This window comes from Sulfitobacter sp. D7 (assembly GCF_003611275.1).
GTDB lineage: Bacteria > Pseudomonadota > Alphaproteobacteria > Rhodobacterales > Rhodobacteraceae > Sulfitobacter > Sulfitobacter profundi.
Map to the genome: position 1 here is coordinate 146,581 of NZ_CP020694.1, position 15,461 is coordinate 162,041.

The following is a 15,461-nucleotide window of genomic DNA, read 5'->3' on the forward strand; positions in this document are numbered from 1 at the left end:
TGGGAACAAATCCCTGTCAAACCTGTTCATCCCACGAAGGAGATAATCATGAAACCCGTTTTTTCCGGTACGATACTTGCAGTTACCTTGGCCACCCTCGCTGGTGCCGCGCAGGCGGAAGAAGTCTGCATGCCCGCCAAGGAAATGAAGTCGGCTCTGATCGATTGGTACGGCGAAGAGCCTGTGCCGGGTCAGCGGGACGACAACAGCCAACTCTGGGCGTCGGATCAATCGGGCACATGGACCTTGGTCAAGACATTGGCCGACGGCAATGCCTGTGTGCTGGCCCAAGGCGATGACTGGATGGCGGGACTCTCGGGCGATAAGCAACTGGCCGCTCTTCAGCGTTGACCCTGCGGGGGTCATTCCCCATTCACATTGAGAATTCGCGGCGAAGGTGCTAACCGCCCTGCAACACTTCAAACAGGAGCGCCGCATGGCCCACGACTATATTGTTAAGGATATCAATCTGGCGGCCTACGGGCGCAAAGAGCTGGACATCGCCGAGACCGAGATGCCGGGCCTGATGGCGCTGCGCGATGAATACGGTGAGAGCAAACCGCTGAAAGGCTCGCGGATTGTCGGATCGTTGCACATGACCATCCAGACAGCCGTTTTGATCGAAACGCTGGTCGCGCTTGGCGCGGATGTGCGTTGGGCGTCTTGCAACATCTTCTCCACCCAAGACCACGCTGCTGCGGCGATTGCTGAATCAGGCGTTCCGGTCTTCGCGATCAAAGGCCAGTCACTGGTTGAGCATTGGGATTACCTCGACAAATCCTTCATGTTCCCCGACGGCCCGAACCTGATCCTCGACGATGGCGGCGATGCGACGCTCTATATCCTTTTGGGCGCACGGGTTGAAAACGGCGAAGACGATCTGATCGCCATTCCCAAATCTGAGGAAGAAGAAGCGATCTTTGCTCAGATCAAAAAGCGTATGGCGCAAAGCCCCGGCTGGTTCACCAAGATGCGCGACCAGATCAAAGGCGTTTCCGAAGAGACCACCACCGGCGTGCACCGTCTCTATGATCTGGTAAAGCAAGGCCAACTGCCCTTCCCCGCGATCAATGTGAACGACTCTGTCACCAAGTCGAAGTTCGATAACAAATACGGCTGTAAAGAGAGCCTCGTGGACGGTATCCGCCGCGCCACCGACACGATGATGGCCGGTAAGGTTGCTGTCGTCATGGGCTATGGCGATGTGGGCAAAGGCTCTGCCGCGTCGCTGAGCGGTGCTGGCGCGCGCGTCAAGGTCACCGAAGTCGATCCCATCTGCGCGTTGCAAGCAGCGATGGACGGTTTTGAAGTCGTGCTGCTGGAAGATGTCGTGGCAACTGCCGATATCTTCATCACCACCACCGGCAACAAAGACGTGATCCGCATCGAGCATATGCGGGAGATGAAGGACATGGCGATTGTTGGCAACATCGGCCACTTCGACAATGAAATCCAAGTTGCCGCGCTGAAGAACCACAAGTGGACCAACATCAAAGAACAGGTGGACATGATCGAGATGCCGAACGGCAATCGTCTGATCCTGCTCTCCGAAGGGCGTCTGCTGAACCTTGGCAATGCCACCGGGCACCCGTCCTTCGTGATGTCCGCCTCCTTTACCAACCAAGTGTTGGCGCAGATCGAACTGTGGGAGAACACCGACAAATACGGCAACGACGTTTATATCCTGCCCAAACATCTGGATGAGAAAGTCGCCCGTCTGCATCTCGACCGGATCGGCGTGAAGCTTTCGAAACTGAACCCCGAACAGGCCGCCTATATCGGTGTGACGCCTGAAGGCCCGTTCAAGCCCGAGCATTACCGCTACTAAATCGCAAAGAGTTCCCTCTTTGGTAAGGTTTCAACGCCGCCCCGCAGACCGTCGGGGCGGCGTTTTTGTATTAAAGTTTTGAAACTCCTCAGGAAATGCGGCCCATCGGCGGATTCAAGCACATATCTGCCGGTGGCAGATGACGGGCGGAACATAGTCACCCGGGCGGTGTTTCTTCCCCAGACCACTGAAAAGGAGTATCGAAAATGAAACGTACATTCCTGAAATCCACCGTCGCCGCCCTTGCACTGACTGCGGGCACCGCATTCGCTCAGACTGCCGACACCGAAGCCGGTGCAGCAGCAGAGGCCGAGGCCACAATCTCGGGTGAGAGCGTAAGCGACACCGCCAACGATTTGACCGCCACTGTTGAGAAACAGGCCGAGCAAACCGCTGAGATGTCGCGTGAGAATTCTGACGATTACGAGGGGACCAACGACCCCAACAAAACCGACGAGATTCTGACCGCCCCGACGGAGAGCGCGGAAATCGAAGGTGATACCGAAGTCGACAACGAAGCGGAGCTGACCGCCGAAACCGATGGCGTGACCCCGTCGACGGATGCCGAAGCCGATCTGGCCGGGAACGCAGATTCAGAGTCGAACTCGACCCTGAGCACCGACACCAGCGGCACTGTCACAACTGAGACAGACACCGATCTGGCAGCCGATGAAGACGCCGATATCGACAGCGAAATGACTGCCGAGATCGAAGGCGAAGCTGAGACCGATCTGGAAGAGAATGTCGCTTCGGACACCGAAGCGAACATGGAAACAGACGTCACACGCACCGACACCGGCATGAGCAATGCCTTCTCCGGTATGGTTGTGGGTGATCTGGTCGGCCTGACCGTCGTCGAAGCGGATGGCGACACCATCGGTGACATCGACTATGTGATCAAAACTGACGCTGGCTATGCCGCTGTCGTTGGTGTGGGTGGCTTCCTTGGCCTTGGCGAACACACCGTCGCCGTGCCGCTTGAGGAAATCTCCATGGCCGCCGAAAACGACCTGAAGCTGAGCTCTTGGACCAAAGCCGAGCTGGAAGCCCAGCCGGAAGTTGATGAAGATACAATCGAAGGTCTCGAAGACGACGTCCGTCTTGACGACGCATCCTAAGCGACCCGCGATATCGAACTCAGAGGCGCCCCATCGGGCGCCTCTTTGCGTATGGGGGCGTGGCTGCCGGGCGTGGTCGACGGGGGCAGTCAGCCGGGGTTGCGAAATAAATCTTTTGCAAAACAGGGTTATGGCCTTAGGCTCCGGTTTCAGGAACCCCTGAAGCCGAAGTTACTGTTGGAGAGATTTATGGGCAAGCGTGACGAATGGATCGCGAAATACGCCGAGGACCTGAAGAATAAATGCGGCATGGACCCGGATATGGACCTTTTGACCAAGGTGACCATCGGTTGCGGTCCGTCGATCTACAACGCCGACGCGCAAACGGTGTCTGCCGGTGATACGGCTGAATTGAACACCGTAAAGGACAACTTCCTTATCAAGAAACTCGGCCTGCCGGATGATGAGCACCTCATGGGCGGCATCCAGAAAGTGATTGAAACCTATGGCCGGTCAGAGCGGAACAAGTACCGCGCTGTGGTCTATTACATGCTGGTCAAACATTTCGGCAAAGAGTCCGTCTACGGCTAATCGTCGGAAAGACTTACCAAAACCTTACCTCGGACGCGCGCTTGGTTAAGCGCGCGTTTCGTTTTTGATGGGGCTTTGACACAGTAGAAAGTTGAGAAATTCAATGACTTCTGCTATCAGTCTTATATCGGCTTGATGCGCTGATAAGAGTTTAAAGAACATGTGTGGTGGTTTTGGGAGCACATGGGGTGAGAAGGGTTCTGGCGGGGTGCCGGAACCCTTTTTCGTTTCCCAACCGTTAATTTTGGCCTGTCTCAGGGCCCGACCCTAGGGCGCAGTCTTACCCAAACCGCAGATAAGGTCCCATTCCGCTTCGGTCACAGGTTGCACCGATAGGCGGGAGTTTTTCACCAGCACCATATCCTCCAGCCGTGGGTCGGCCTTGATCGTATCCAGTGTCACAGGCAGGCTGAACGACCGCACCGCTTTGATATCCACACATTCCCAACGCGGGTCATCGGTGCTGCTGTCGGGATGCGCTTCTGCGCAGACTTCGACGATGCCGACAACCTCGCGGTCTTTCTGAGAGTGGTAAAAGAACCCCAGATCGCCAACCTTCATCTCGCGCATGAAGTTGCGCGCTTGATAGTTGCGCACGCCGTCCCATTCCTCGCCCGCGTCACCTTTGGCCTTTTGGTCGGCCCAGCTCCATGTTGCGGGTTCGGATTTGAACAACCAATAGGCCATTAGCCGATCACCCGGTTCCAATGGGTCAGGGTCACGCTTTGGAACAGACCGGCCTTGGCATAGGGGTCATTCGCGGCCCAATCCTCGGCTGCGGCCATGTCTGGCACATCCAGAATGATGAGCGAGCCGATCATGCCGCCTTCGGCATTCAGCAGCGGGCCAGCTTGGGCTACGGCATCGCTGGATTTGAGATAGGCCAAATGGTCGGGCCGGTTTTCCTGACGGATCGGCAGGCCATCGGCTTTGTCATGGGCGGTCAGGGCAACAAACATATCATTCTTCCTTTAGGGGGCGGGTCAGTAGTGATTTCATGGCGCCAGCCACATCTAACTGGTTGTCGAGCAGCCCGGCAACCGCACGTGTAATCGGCATATCGAGCGCAGCCTCGCAGGCAAGTGCATCCACAGCGCGCGCGGTGGCGGCTCCTTCGACCGTGGTCAACGGGTCGAACGGCGTGCCTTGGCCAAGCGACTGCCCCAGCCGGTAGTTGCGCGATTGCTCTGAGGTGCAGGTCAGCGTCAGATCACCAAAGCCCGAAAGCCCGGCCAGCGTTGTCGGTTCGGCCTTCAGATGCGCGGCGAGGCGCTGCATTTCGGCATAGCCGCGCGTCATCAGCGCGGCCCGCGCGCTTTCCCCCAGCCCCGCCCCAATCGCGGCCCCGCTCGCGATGGCGACGACGTTCTTCAGCGCCCCGCCCAGTTCCGCGCCAATGGTATCCGTGGTGCGGTAGAGCCGCAGGTTCGCCGTGGTCAGTTCCGCTTGCAGGTATTTGCCCGCCGCCGCATCGCCACAGGCCAAGGTCAGCGCGGTGGGCAAGCCGCGGGCGATATCAGCGGCAAAGCTTGGCCCCGTCAGGATCGCAGCCGTGGCATCAGGGATGGTCTGGGTGATCACGCTCACTGGCCCGACGCCGCTGCTGAGTTCGATCCCTTTGCAGCAGGCAACCAAATGTTTCCCGTGAAGCGCGTCTTTGTGGTCTTCCAAGACACTGCGCAGCCGCTGCATCGGCACGGCCAGCAGTAGAATCTCTGCCTCGCTCGCTTCCTTGAGGCTATCCGTCACCGTGAGCGTATCAGGGAAAGGGCACCCCGGCAGGCGTTTGGTATTCTCACGGCGCTTGGCCATATCCCCCGCATCGCGCGCCCAAAGCGTCACCGGCCCTTTGCCCGCCAGCGAGATTGCCAGCGCCGTGCCGAATGCCCCTGCGCCAAGGACGGAAACGCTCATGCCTTGGCCCCCTTCTTGCCACTGCCCAGCATCGAAGGCCGTGCGGTATCCAGCGGCCAGCGGGGACGTGCCGAGAGTGTCAGATCATCGGCCCCGCGCAGGGCGGCTTGCTCTCCAGCAGCGAAGGCGATCATCGCGGCGTTATCGGTGCAAAGCGCCAGCGGCGGAGCGACGAAAAGCGCCTGCTGTTCCGCTGCAACAGTCTCTAACGCGGCACGGATGGACTTGTTTGCCGCCACCCCGCCTGCCACACAAAGGCCCCGCGCACCCTCTGCCGGATACTCCGCAAAGGCGCGGCGCGTCTTATGGGCAAGCACATCGACCACGGCTGCTTGAAACCCTGCCGCCAGATCCGCCTGATCTTGTCGGGTCAGCCCGCCACGCTCTGCCACGGATTTATCGCGAGCGCGCAGCACGGCGGTTTTCAGGCCCGAAAAGGACATGTCGCAGCCGTCACGATCCAACAACGGGCGCGGCAGGGCGAAGCGATTGGGCTCGCCCTCCTGCGCGCATTTTTCAATCGAAGGCCCCCCGGGCTGCGGCAGACCCAACAGCCGCGCAACCTTGTCAAAGGCTTCGCCCGGCGCGTCATCAATGGTGCCGCCAAGACGGTCAAAACTCTCCGGGCCGCGCACAAGCAGGAACTGGCAATGTCCGCCCGACACCAGCAACATCAGATAGGGATAGGGCACATCATCGGTCAGCCGCGGCGTCAGGGCGTGGCCCGCCAGATGGTTCACCCCATAAAGCGGTTTGCCCGTCGCTGCCGAAAGTCCCTTGGCACACATCACGCCTGAGACAACCCCGCCGATCAGCCCCGGCCCGGCGGTGACGGCAATTGCGTCGATCTGCCGCAAATCGATCCCGGCCTCGGCTAAAGCGTCTTCGACACAGTGATCCAGCTTTTCCGCATGGGCGCGAGCCGCAATTTCGGGAACGACACCGCCGAAGTCAGCGTGCAGCTCGGTCTGCCCTGCGACGACCGAGGCCAGCACCGTGCCGCGCCCATCCTCACCCATACGCACCACGGCGGCAGCGGTATCGTCGCAACTGCTTTCCAAACCAAGGATCAAGCGGGTCTGAGGTTGGGTAGAGGGCATGGGGGCTTTCCGTTGCAAGGCACCTGTACCGCAGGTAACACCGCTATCACGCGCAAACAATGCCGGAGCCTTGCGATGCCACAGCCAAGATTGCTTCTGACACGTCCACATCCCGGTGCCGCGCAGTTTCTGGATCGGCTCTCGCCCGCGCTGCGGGACGGGGCGGTGATTTCCCCCCTGATCGAGATTGCCCCGACCGGTGTAGAGGTCGATCTCGCGCCCTTCGCCGGGGTGATCTTTACCTCGGCCAATGGTGTGGCCCATGCGCCAAAGGGGGACGGGCGGCCCGCCTTTTGTGTCGGCCCGCAGACCACGGCGGCGGCGGCGAAAGCGGGCTGGCAGGCGCAGATGGCCGGGCTGGATGCCCAAACGCTGATCGCGACCCTCTCGGGGCAGCCGCAGATTGGCCCGCTCTTGCACCTTGCCGGACGCCATCGGCGGGCGGATGTTGCTGCAATTTTAGGCGCTTCGGGTCTGACCGTTGATGTCGCGACGATCTATGAACAGAACCTTTTGCCGCTCTCCGCCGCGGCGCAAACCCTTTTAAATGGGCCAAGTCCTGTCATCGTGCCGCTCTTTTCCCCCCGCAGCGCGCAGCATTTCGCCCGCGAGGCCAGTTGCACAGAGCGGGTCATCGCCCTGTCGATCAGCCCCGCCGCCGCGCAGGCGCTTGAAGCTCTGCCGCTCTATGCGCATGATGTCGCTGCGGAACCCACTGGCGAAGCCATGGCGGAGGCCGTTGAAAAACTCTTCCGCTGCACCACCTTGCCTTGAGGGGCATAGGTATGCCGGGTAAGCTCGCCACTGCGAGCGGATGATAGGTTCAGAATCGAAAGGCGTACGGCGTGGCAAAACCCAAAAAGACGGTCAGCAAAAGCGAAGCGGACAAGACCACGGCCGAACAGACGCCCCCGCAGGCGGATAAGGCAGTAACGGCGGAGAAAGCTGACGCGCCGAAACCATCCGAGACCGATGCCAAGGGTACGGACACGGTGAAACCCGACGCGCCGAAGACCGAAGATGTCAAACCGGACGCAGCGAAAGCCGAGCCCGGGCAAACCGACTTGGGCAAAACCGAGCCGGGCAAAACAACCAGCACTCTGCCCGTGCGGGACACTGCGCCCGCAGCGGAGAAAGCCACGGCGAAGCCGACCGCTGCAAGCGACGCGGTCAAGCGTGATGACAAGGCACCGGCTAAGGCGGAGAGCGCCTCTACCGCCAAAGATACGACACCAAAGACGCCCTTGCCCAAGGATGACCCTAAACCAACGTCCAGCGGCGTTGCGCCCAAGGACAAACCGGTTTCCCACGACAAACCAGCGACCGATCCTGCGCCCTCGCGGGCGTCGGCAGCCGCGTCTAAGCCGGGTGACAGCACGTCGAAGCCCGCGCCGACCAAGGCCGAAAAGCCAAGCGCTACGACCCCCAAGCCAACCCCGACACCGACCCCCGCGCCCGCGCCGAAAGAGCGCAGGCGGAGCGTGTTTTTCCCCATGCTGCTCGGTGGGGCCATTGCCGCCGGACTGGGGTTTGCCGCATCGGAATACGACGTTCTTGGCACCCGCGCGCAGGGGGCTGCGGAATTGCAAAACGCGATCGAAGCGCAGCAGGCCCGCATCGCAGAGTTGGAAGCCCGCGCTGATGAGCCTGCGGCCCTACCGGAAAGCCTGCCGCAGGTCGACGCGCTCAGCGCAGAGTTGACCGCCGCACGCGAAGAATTCTCGGCGCTTCAAAGCCAATTGGCCGAGATCGACAGCCGCCTCACCACGGTTGAGAAACAGCCCGTAAGCGGTGGCGAAAACGAGATTGCAGTCGCGGCCTTTGAGCGTGAAATGGAAGCCCTGCGCGCCTCGGTCGCTGAGCAGCGCCGCGAAATCGAAAGCCTGCTGGATAACGCCCAAACCGCCGAAGAGGCGACCGCCGCCGCTGCAGAAGCGGCCCGCGCCCAGACCGGCATCACCCAGATGAACGCCGCGATCAGCGCCGGACGCCCCTTTGAGGCCGCGCTGGCCGAGTTGCAGGAAGCCGGGGTTGAGAACATTCCCCAAGCGCTGACTGAGACCGCTGCGGGCGGTGTGGTCACCCTCGCCAATCTGCAAGCGCGTTATCCCGACGCCGCGCGGCAGGCCTTGGCCACCGCCCGTGCCGCCGTGCCGGAAGAAGGCGAAGGCGGCTTTGGCAGCTTCCTGAAACGGCAGCTTGGTGCCCGCTCGGTCGCGCCCCGCGAAGGGACGGACCCCGATGCTGTCCTCTCCCGCGCTGAAGCGGCGGTGCGCGATGGCCGTTTGACCGATGCGCTGGCCGAGATCGAAACGCTGCCGGCCCCTGCGCAGGACGCGATGGCGGAATGGCTTGCCGATGCCCGCGCGCGGCAGGCGGCTGAAACCGCCGCCAATGAACTCTCCCAACGCCTGACGGCCAACTGAGGAACGAAAAATGCTCTGGTCTCTTATTAAAATCGTTCTTTTCGTCGTGCTCGTCGCCGCTTTGGCATGGGGTGCGGGCTTCTTGCTGGAAAGCGAGGGCGGCATTCAACTGACCGTGGCGGGCACCGAATATACCCTCGGGCCGCTGCAATCGGTCATCGCCGTTTTGCTTTTGATGTTCGCGGTCTGGGTGCTGCTCAAGATCGTGGCGCTGCTGTCGGCGGTCTGGCATTTCCTGAATGGGGATGAGACCGCCCTGTCGCGCTACTTTGACCGCAACCGGGAACGGAAGGGCTATGAGGCGCTGTCGGACGGGCTGATGGCGCTTGCCAGCGGTGAGGGTCAGGTTGCGATGGCCAAGGCCGCCAAGGCGGACCGCTATCTCAAACGCCCGGCGCTGACCAATCTGCTGACCGCGCAGGCCGCAGAGCTTGCAGGCGACCGCCGCAAGGCAGAGCGGACCTATCGCAAGCTGGTCGAAGACGAAAAGACCCGTTTCGTCGGCGTGCGTGGCATCATGAAACAAAAGCTGGCCGATGGGGATACCGAGACCGCGTTGAAACTGGCCGAGAAGGCCTTCGCGCTGAAGCCCAAACACGAAGAAACCGGCGATACGCTGCTGAAGTTGCAGGCCGAAAAGCATGACTGGACCGGCGCGCGCGGCACCTTGCAGGCCAAGTACAAAAACGGCCACCTGCCGCGCGACGTGCACAAACGCCGCGATGCGGTGCTGGCGCTGTCGGAAGCCCGCGAAGTCATCGCCGAAGGCAACAGCATCGAGGCGCGCGAAGCCGCGATCGAAGCCAACCGCCTGTCGCCCGATCTGGTGCCCGCCGCCGTGATGGCCGCGCGCAGCTATATCGCGCAGGACAAACCGCGCTATGCCTCGAAAGTGCTGCAAAAAGCGTGGAGCGTGCACCCACACCCCGACCTTGCCGCCGCCTTTGCCGAGGTTCAGCCCGATGAGACCCCGCAGCAGCGCATCAAACGGTTCCGCGCGCTGACGAAATCACAGCCCGACCATCCCGAAACCAAGATGCTGCTGGCCGAATTGCACATCGCCAACGAAGATTTCCCCGAAGCGCGCCGTGCGCTTGGCAATCTGGTTGAGACCGATCCCTCCGCGCGTTCCGTCACGCTGATGGCCGCGATCGAGCGGGGTGAGGGCGCGTCTGATACGGTGGTCAAAGGCTGGCTGACACGCGCGCTCAATGTCTCGCGCGGGCCGCAGTGGATTTGCGAGAATTGTCACCACATCCACGCCGAATGGAAGCCGATCTGCGAAAACTGCAAGAGCTTCGACACATTGGAATGGAAGACCCCGCCGCTCTCGGAAGTCGCCATGCCAAGCGGTGTGCAGATGCTGCCGCTGATCGTCGGTGCCCCGGAAACGACACCGCCAGAAGGCGCGCTGACAACCCGGACCGACGACATCGAAGAGGCAGAGTTGGTGACTGACCCAGACGAGCCGACCAATCCCGAGGCCCCGAAAAAGGCGCCCGATCCTACAGCTTGATGTCGTAGGTGACCCAGTTGGTCCGCGTTGCCAGCTTGTCATACACCCCACGGCCGCGGTAATTATCCTCGGCCGTGATCCAGCGCACGAGGCTCCAGCCGCGTTTCTGGGCGATCTTTTTCACTTCCCCGATCAGCGCGTCGGCAGCGCCGCTGCCGCGTGCTTGCGGCTCCACAAAGAGATCGTCGAGGAAGCAGCCCGTCGCCGCCGCCAAGGGGCGCGCGAAATGGCGGAAATGGGTCAGGCCGATCACCCGTCCTTCGGCGTCTTCGCAGACCAGCCCTTCGACCTCTGTTAGCGGGTCATGCAGCCAAGACCAGACCCGCGCGCGCATCTCTGGCGTCTGCTCGACTTTGTAAAATTCGGCATAGCCTTGATAGAGCCGCTCCCAATCGGCGCGGTCATGGTCTCTCACGGTTCGGATGGTAAGGTCGGACATGGCGGGGCTCCCTTCGCTGGCTGCGCGATCTTTGCCCTAGTTGGTTCAGAAATCCAGCCCAAGGTCCAGCGTTGTCGCAGAATGTGTGAGCGCGCCCATGGAGATATAGTTCACCCCCGTCGCCGCGACCTCGGCTATGCGCGGCAATGTCATGTTGCCCGATGCCTCAAGAACGATGCGGCCCTTGGCCATTTCCACCGCTTCACGAAGCGTCGCCGTGTCCATATTGTCCAACAGCACAACATCCGCGCCGCCTTCGTCCAAAACTTCTTCCAGCTGCGCCAGCGTGTCCACTTCGATCTCGACGCGGGTCATATGCGAGGCGTTGCTTTTCACCGCTTGCAAGACTGGCCGAATGCCACCGGCTGCGGCAATGTGATTGTCTTTGATCAGGATCGCATCCGAGAGGGAAAAGCGGTGGTTGAACCCGCCGCCATGCAGTACCGCCTGTTTTTCCACCATACGCAGCCCCGGCGTGGTCTTGCGGGTGCAGGTGATGCGGGCCTCGGTGCCCTCGGTTTCGGCCACGCAGGCCGCTGTCAGGGTGGCGATGCCCGAAAGCCGCCCGGCAAAGTTCAACGCCACACGCTCTGCCGACAGGATCGCGGCGGCGGAGCCTTCGATCTCCATCAGCGTGTCGCCTTCGGAAATCGTGCTTCCGTCTTCTTTCAGCGTGCGAACCTCAAGCGTTGGATCGACCAGATGAATGGCCAGCCGTGCGATCTGCATACCGGAAACGACTCCCTCGGCGCGGGCGCGCAGGCGGGCGGAATAGGTTGTACCCTCGGGGATCACGCTGCGGGTGGTGACATCGCCATAGGTGCCGAGGTCTTCCATCAGCGCGGCGCGGACCAGCGGCTCTAGGATCAGGTCGGGCAGGGCGGTGGTCATGCGGGAAGTTCCTCATGGTTGGAGCGGAATGCGGTCGCCTCGGCCAGTGTCAGAAAACTGCGCGCGGCTTCGGGGAGCGTGTCGGGATAATCAGTGCGGCAATGCGCGCCCCGGCTTTCGCGGCGGGCGAGGGCGGCGGCGGTGATCAGTGTCGCGGTGGCGGTCATGTTTTGCAGCTGGGCGCAGTCGGGTTGTGCGGCTTCGATCTGTGCAATCGTGGCAAGGGCGCGTTGCAGCCCTTCCGCATCGCGCAGAACGCCGACATGGGCGGTCATGGTTTGGCGTAACTGGGCGACGAGGGTCTCAGCGGGTGTTTCGCCAGCGGGCAGGTCGGGCAGGGCCACCGTGCCGCTGTCGCCGGTGCTGCATTCCTCAAGCATGTCCTGCGCCGCGCGGCGGGCAAAGACCAGCGCTTCGAGCAGCCCGTTCGATGCAAGCCGGTTCGCGCCGTGCAGCCCGGTCGAAGACGCCTCTCCACAGACCCAAAGCCCGGCGAGGCTGGAACGCCCATGCGCATCCGTGGCCACGCCGCCCATATGGTAATGCGCGGCGGCGGCCACGGGGATCGGTTGGATCACCGGGTCAATGCCGTTGCGGGCACAGGCGGCTGCGACGGCGGGATACTCGGCCAGCACCGCAGGGCCCAAGGCCGCACGGGTGTCGAGCATGGGGCGCTGGCCCGCTTGGGTCTGGGCAAAGATCGCGCGGGCCACGATGTCACGCGGGGCGAGTTCGGCCAGCGGGTGGACCTCGGTCATGAACCGCGCCCCCTCGCTGTTGATCAGATGCGCGCCGGCGCCGCGCAGGGCTTCGGTTGCCAAGGGGGCGGGGTCTTCGCCGCAGTCGATGGCGGTGGGGTGGAACTGCACGAATTCTGCATCGGCGATGAGCGCGCCTGCCCGTGCCGCCATCCCGATCACCTGCCCGCGAATGCGAGCCGGATTGGTCGTCAGCGCATAGAGCCCGCCCGACCCGCCGCCCGCCAGCAAGACCCCCGCGCCGCGCAGCAGGGCGGGGGCGGAGCCTTTGGCCCGGGCCAATTCAATCTCAACGCCGGTGACTTTGCTGCCGTCGCTGTCCAATCCGCGCGCCAACACGCCTTCGAGTACTTGGATCGACGGGGTGTTGCGCACCCGCTCGATCAGGGCGCGCATGATCTCGGCCCCGGCCTGATCGCCCTGCACCCGCACCACACGCGCGAAACTATGCGCCGCCTCGCGGGACATGACATAGCCGCCATCGGCGCTGCGGTCGAAAGCGGTGCCAAAGTCGGTCAGGGCAAGGATATGGGCGCGGGCCTCTTCCGTCACGGTCGCCGCGACGCGCGCTTCTACCGTGCCAGCACCGGCGGCGATGGTGTCCAGCGCATGCGCCTCTGGACTGTCGGCCTGCGCCATCGCAGCAGCGACACCCCCCTGCGCCCAAGCGGAGCTGGCCCCCGAGCCAAGCGGATCAGGCGAGATCAGCAAAACCGGGTGCGGCGCAAGACAAAGCGCTGCATAAAGCGCGCCGAGGCCCGCACCGACGATGATGATCCTGCCGGTTGTGATCTCTTGCACCGGCGCGGCCCTCAGAGGCCGAGTTCGCGGGAGAGGTCGATCATCCGCTGCACCGCGACGCGCGCTTTTTCGGAGACTTCCGCCTCAACCTCGACCGCGCCAGACATGGTGTGCAGCGACCACAGCACCTTTTCCAGCGTGATCTTCTTCATGTAGGGGCACATGTTGCAGGGGCCGACGAAATCAACTTCGGGCAGCTCATCCGCGATGTTTGACGCCATGGAGCATTCGGTGACCAGCATCGCTTTCGCCGGTTTTTCGCGGTGCACATAGTCCAAAATGCCGCTGGTCGAACCGGAGAAATCCGCCTCGGCCACCACATCCGGCGGGCATTCAGGGTGCGCGATGATGCGGGTGTCGGGGTTCCACTCGCGGTAATCGGCGATATCCTTGGCGGTATAGCGTTCGTGCACGATGCAGGCACCGTCCCACCAGACGATGCGTTTCTCGGGCACCTGTTTGGCGATGTTCTGAGCGAGGTATTTGTCGGGCGTCATGATCACCGTGTCGCTCTCCATCGCGGCGACGATCTGCGCGGCGTTGGAGGAGGTGCAGCAGATGTCCGACGCGGCTTTTACCTCGGCCGTGGTATTCACGTAAGTCACCACCGGCGCGCCGGGGTATTGCGCGCGCATCTGTTCGACACCCTCGGCGGTGATGCTTTCGGCCAGCGAACAGCCCGCTTCCATATCGGGGATCAGCACGGTTTTCGACGGGTTCAGGATTTTCGAGGTCTCGGCCATGAAATGCACACCGCATTGCACGATCACATCGGCCTCAACCTCGGTCGCTTTGATCGCCAGTTGCAGACTGTCGCCCACGAAATCGGCGATGCCGTGGTAGATGTCAGGCGTCATGTAGTTATGCGCGAGGATGACCGCGTTACGCTCTTTTTTCAGCTTGTTTATCGCGGCGACATAGGGCGCGTGAATGGCCCAATCGGGGGGCGAAACGACACGGTCCATCTTGGCGTAGATATCGGCCATTTCAGCCGCCAGCGCTGGCGATGGCGCGAGGTCATAATGGCGCTCAAGCTCGCTGGGCGAAAAGATTTCATCACGCATGGTCGGTCCCCCTCCGGCCTTGGCGCGTGTCACGGCACCGCGCTGGACACCACACCCGGCGTGCTGGCCATAGACGACTGGCGGGGTTTGGGCAAGCCAATACCCTTTATGACAGGGCGCTCAGCCTTTGTGGATCAGGTGAATTTGCGGAACAATCGGGTCTGATCGAACATCTCTTCCAGCCGCTCGGCCCGGTCTTTGGTGTCGGCCCAATTGATGTCCTGCATGGCCGAGATCACGCTTTCCACCAGCAAAAGCGTCGCCGCCGCACTGTCCCAAGCCGAGGGCGCGACGATCCGGCTGGAGAAACAGATATCGGCAAGGTTATGCACCGGAGAGCGCCACTGGTCGGTAAAGAGGATGATCTTGGCCCCCCGCGCATGGGCCATTTCGGCCAGTTTCAGGGTGTTGTTCTCATAGCGGCGCACGTCGAAGATGACGAAGACATCGCCTTCGCCCACGTCGAGCAGGTAATGCGGCCAAGCGTTCGAGGTGGATTGAATATGCGTGACCCGGGGCCGGATGATCTGCGCGTGCAGAAACAGATATTCCGCCATCGTATGCGTGATGCGCCCGCCCACAATATAAAGCGGGTGCGCGGTATCGGCGATCATGGCGCAGGCACGATCAAAGGTGGCCGGTTCAATCTGGCCGAGGGTGTGACGGATATTGTCGATCACCGCGTCGGTGAAACGGTTCAGCACATGGCCCGAGGGCGCGCCTTCGGTCCATGTGTCGTGTTTGGCGATGGGGTTCTTGGCCTTGGCCTTTAGCTCTTCGCGCAACTCGTTCTGAAACTCAGGGTAGCCCTTGAACCCCAGCTTTTGCACCATTCGCGCCACGGTGGGGGTAGAGACATTGGCGTCCTTGGCCAGCGCCGTCAGCGGGCCGAGGCCAGAGGCGGGGTAATTCTCAAGAATCGAATGGGCAAGTTGGCGTTCAGCACGGGTCAGCCGGTCCAGTTCTTGCTGGATACGGTCGGAAATGGTCAGCGTCGGTTCAGCCATGGATGCCCCTCTTTTGACGAGTAATAACACAAACTGAACGGCGTTGTAATAAATTTGACATTATTCTG

The 15,461-nt window shown here is 61.9% G+C and carries 16 protein-coding genes; 7 read left to right on the forward strand and 9 right to left on the reverse strand.

The window, feature by feature from the left end:
* Positions 1-48 precede the first annotated feature (48 nt).
* The 4 genes from B5M07_RS00655 to B5M07_RS00670 all read left to right on the forward strand — a co-directional run bounded on the left by B5M07_RS00655 (position 49) and on the right by B5M07_RS00670 (position 3,477).
* On the forward strand, positions 49-351 hold the full coding sequence (locus B5M07_RS00655) for an S-adenosyl-L-homocysteine hydrolase (RefSeq protein ID WP_240791555.1): 303 nt from the start codon (positions 49-51) through the stop codon (positions 349-351).
* Positions 352-436: 85 nt separating this feature from the next.
* The gene (ahcY, locus tag B5M07_RS00660; RefSeq protein ID WP_120349821.1) at positions 437-1,828 is read left to right on the forward strand and encodes an adenosylhomocysteinase; all 1,392 of its coding nucleotides are present in this window, start codon (positions 437-439) and stop codon (positions 1,826-1,828) included.
* Positions 1,829-2,034: 206 nt separating this feature from the next.
* The gene (locus B5M07_RS00665; RefSeq protein WP_120349822.1) at positions 2,035-2,946 is read left to right on the forward strand and encodes a PRC-barrel domain-containing protein; all 912 of its coding nucleotides are present in this window, start codon (positions 2,035-2,037) and stop codon (positions 2,944-2,946) included.
* Positions 2,947-3,135: 189 nt separating this feature from the next.
* Positions 3,136-3,477, forward strand: a complete 342-nt coding sequence (locus B5M07_RS00670) for a DUF2853 family protein (protein ID WP_120349823.1) — start codon at positions 3,136-3,138, stop codon at positions 3,475-3,477.
* A 267-nt stretch (positions 3,478-3,744) separates the two neighbouring features.
* Here B5M07_RS00670 and B5M07_RS00675 read toward each other — a convergent pair whose 3' ends face one another.
* The 4 genes from B5M07_RS00675 to tsaD are packed head-to-tail and all read right to left on the reverse strand — an operon-like array spanning position 3,745 to position 6,491.
* Positions 3,745-4,164: an EVE domain-containing protein gene (locus tag B5M07_RS00675; protein ID WP_120349824.1), complete on the reverse strand. Its 420-nt coding sequence runs from the start codon at positions 4,162-4,164 to the stop codon at positions 3,745-3,747.
* Positions 4,164-4,436: a YciI family protein gene (locus tag B5M07_RS00680; RefSeq protein WP_067623436.1), complete on the reverse strand. Its 273-nt coding sequence runs from the start codon at positions 4,434-4,436 to the stop codon at positions 4,164-4,166. The genes B5M07_RS00675 and B5M07_RS00680 overlap by 1 nt, the downstream gene beginning before the upstream one ends.
* Position 4,437: 1 nt before the next feature.
* Positions 4,438-5,391, reverse strand: a complete 954-nt coding sequence (locus B5M07_RS00685) for an NAD(P)H-dependent glycerol-3-phosphate dehydrogenase (RefSeq protein WP_120349825.1) — start codon at positions 5,389-5,391, stop codon at positions 4,438-4,440.
* Positions 5,388-6,491, reverse strand: a complete 1,104-nt coding sequence (gene tsaD, locus B5M07_RS00690; RefSeq protein ID WP_120349826.1) for a tRNA (adenosine(37)-N6)-threonylcarbamoyltransferase complex transferase subunit TsaD — start codon at positions 6,489-6,491, stop codon at positions 5,388-5,390. Before tsaD ends, B5M07_RS00685 begins: the two co-directional genes overlap by 4 nt.
* 75 nt (positions 6,492-6,566) lie before the next feature.
* On the opposite strand from tsaD, the gene B5M07_RS00695 reads away from it, so the two are divergent.
* From B5M07_RS00695 to B5M07_RS00705, 3 genes are all read left to right on the forward strand, one after another.
* Positions 6,567-7,265 carry a uroporphyrinogen-III synthase gene (locus tag B5M07_RS00695; RefSeq protein WP_120349827.1) on the forward strand — a complete coding sequence of 233 codons (699 nt, stop codon included), beginning with the start codon at positions 6,567-6,569 and terminating at the stop codon, positions 7,263-7,265.
* 71 nt (positions 7,266-7,336) lie between these two features.
* Positions 7,337-8,917 carry a hypothetical protein gene (locus B5M07_RS19555; RefSeq protein ID WP_254693943.1) on the forward strand — a complete coding sequence of 527 codons (1,581 nt, stop codon included), beginning with the start codon at positions 7,337-7,339 and terminating at the stop codon, positions 8,915-8,917.
* Between the two features lie 10 nt (positions 8,918-8,927).
* Positions 8,928-10,433 carry a heme biosynthesis protein HemY gene (locus B5M07_RS00705; RefSeq protein ID WP_120349828.1) on the forward strand — a complete coding sequence of 502 codons (1,506 nt, stop codon included), beginning with the start codon at positions 8,928-8,930 and terminating at the stop codon, positions 10,431-10,433.
* Here B5M07_RS00705 and B5M07_RS00710 read toward each other — a convergent pair.
* The 5 genes from B5M07_RS00710 to B5M07_RS00730 form a co-directional block, all read right to left on the reverse strand.
* The gene (locus tag B5M07_RS00710; RefSeq protein ID WP_120349829.1) at positions 10,423-10,872 is read right to left on the reverse strand and encodes a GNAT family N-acetyltransferase; all 450 of its coding nucleotides are present in this window, start codon (positions 10,870-10,872) and stop codon (positions 10,423-10,425) included. The genes B5M07_RS00705 and B5M07_RS00710 overlap by 11 nt on opposite strands.
* A gap of 45 nt (positions 10,873-10,917) precedes the next feature.
* Positions 10,918-11,763 carry a carboxylating nicotinate-nucleotide diphosphorylase gene (gene nadC / locus B5M07_RS00715; protein ID WP_120349830.1) on the reverse strand — a complete coding sequence of 282 codons (846 nt, stop codon included), beginning with the start codon at positions 11,761-11,763 and terminating at the stop codon, positions 10,918-10,920.
* The gene (locus B5M07_RS00720) at positions 11,760-13,322 is read right to left on the reverse strand and encodes an L-aspartate oxidase (protein ID WP_120349831.1); all 1,563 of its coding nucleotides are present in this window, start codon (positions 13,320-13,322) and stop codon (positions 11,760-11,762) included. Before B5M07_RS00720 ends, nadC begins: the two co-directional genes overlap by 4 nt.
* Before the next feature lie 11 nt (positions 13,323-13,333).
* Positions 13,334-14,386 carry a quinolinate synthase NadA gene (nadA, locus tag B5M07_RS00725; RefSeq protein ID WP_093927636.1) on the reverse strand — a complete coding sequence of 351 codons (1,053 nt, stop codon included), beginning with the start codon at positions 14,384-14,386 and terminating at the stop codon, positions 13,334-13,336.
* Positions 14,387-14,520: 134 nt separating this feature from the next.
* Positions 14,521-15,393: a MurR/RpiR family transcriptional regulator gene (locus B5M07_RS00730; protein ID WP_120349832.1), complete on the reverse strand. Its 873-nt coding sequence runs from the start codon at positions 15,391-15,393 to the stop codon at positions 14,521-14,523.
* Positions 15,394-15,461 lie beyond the last annotated feature (68 nt).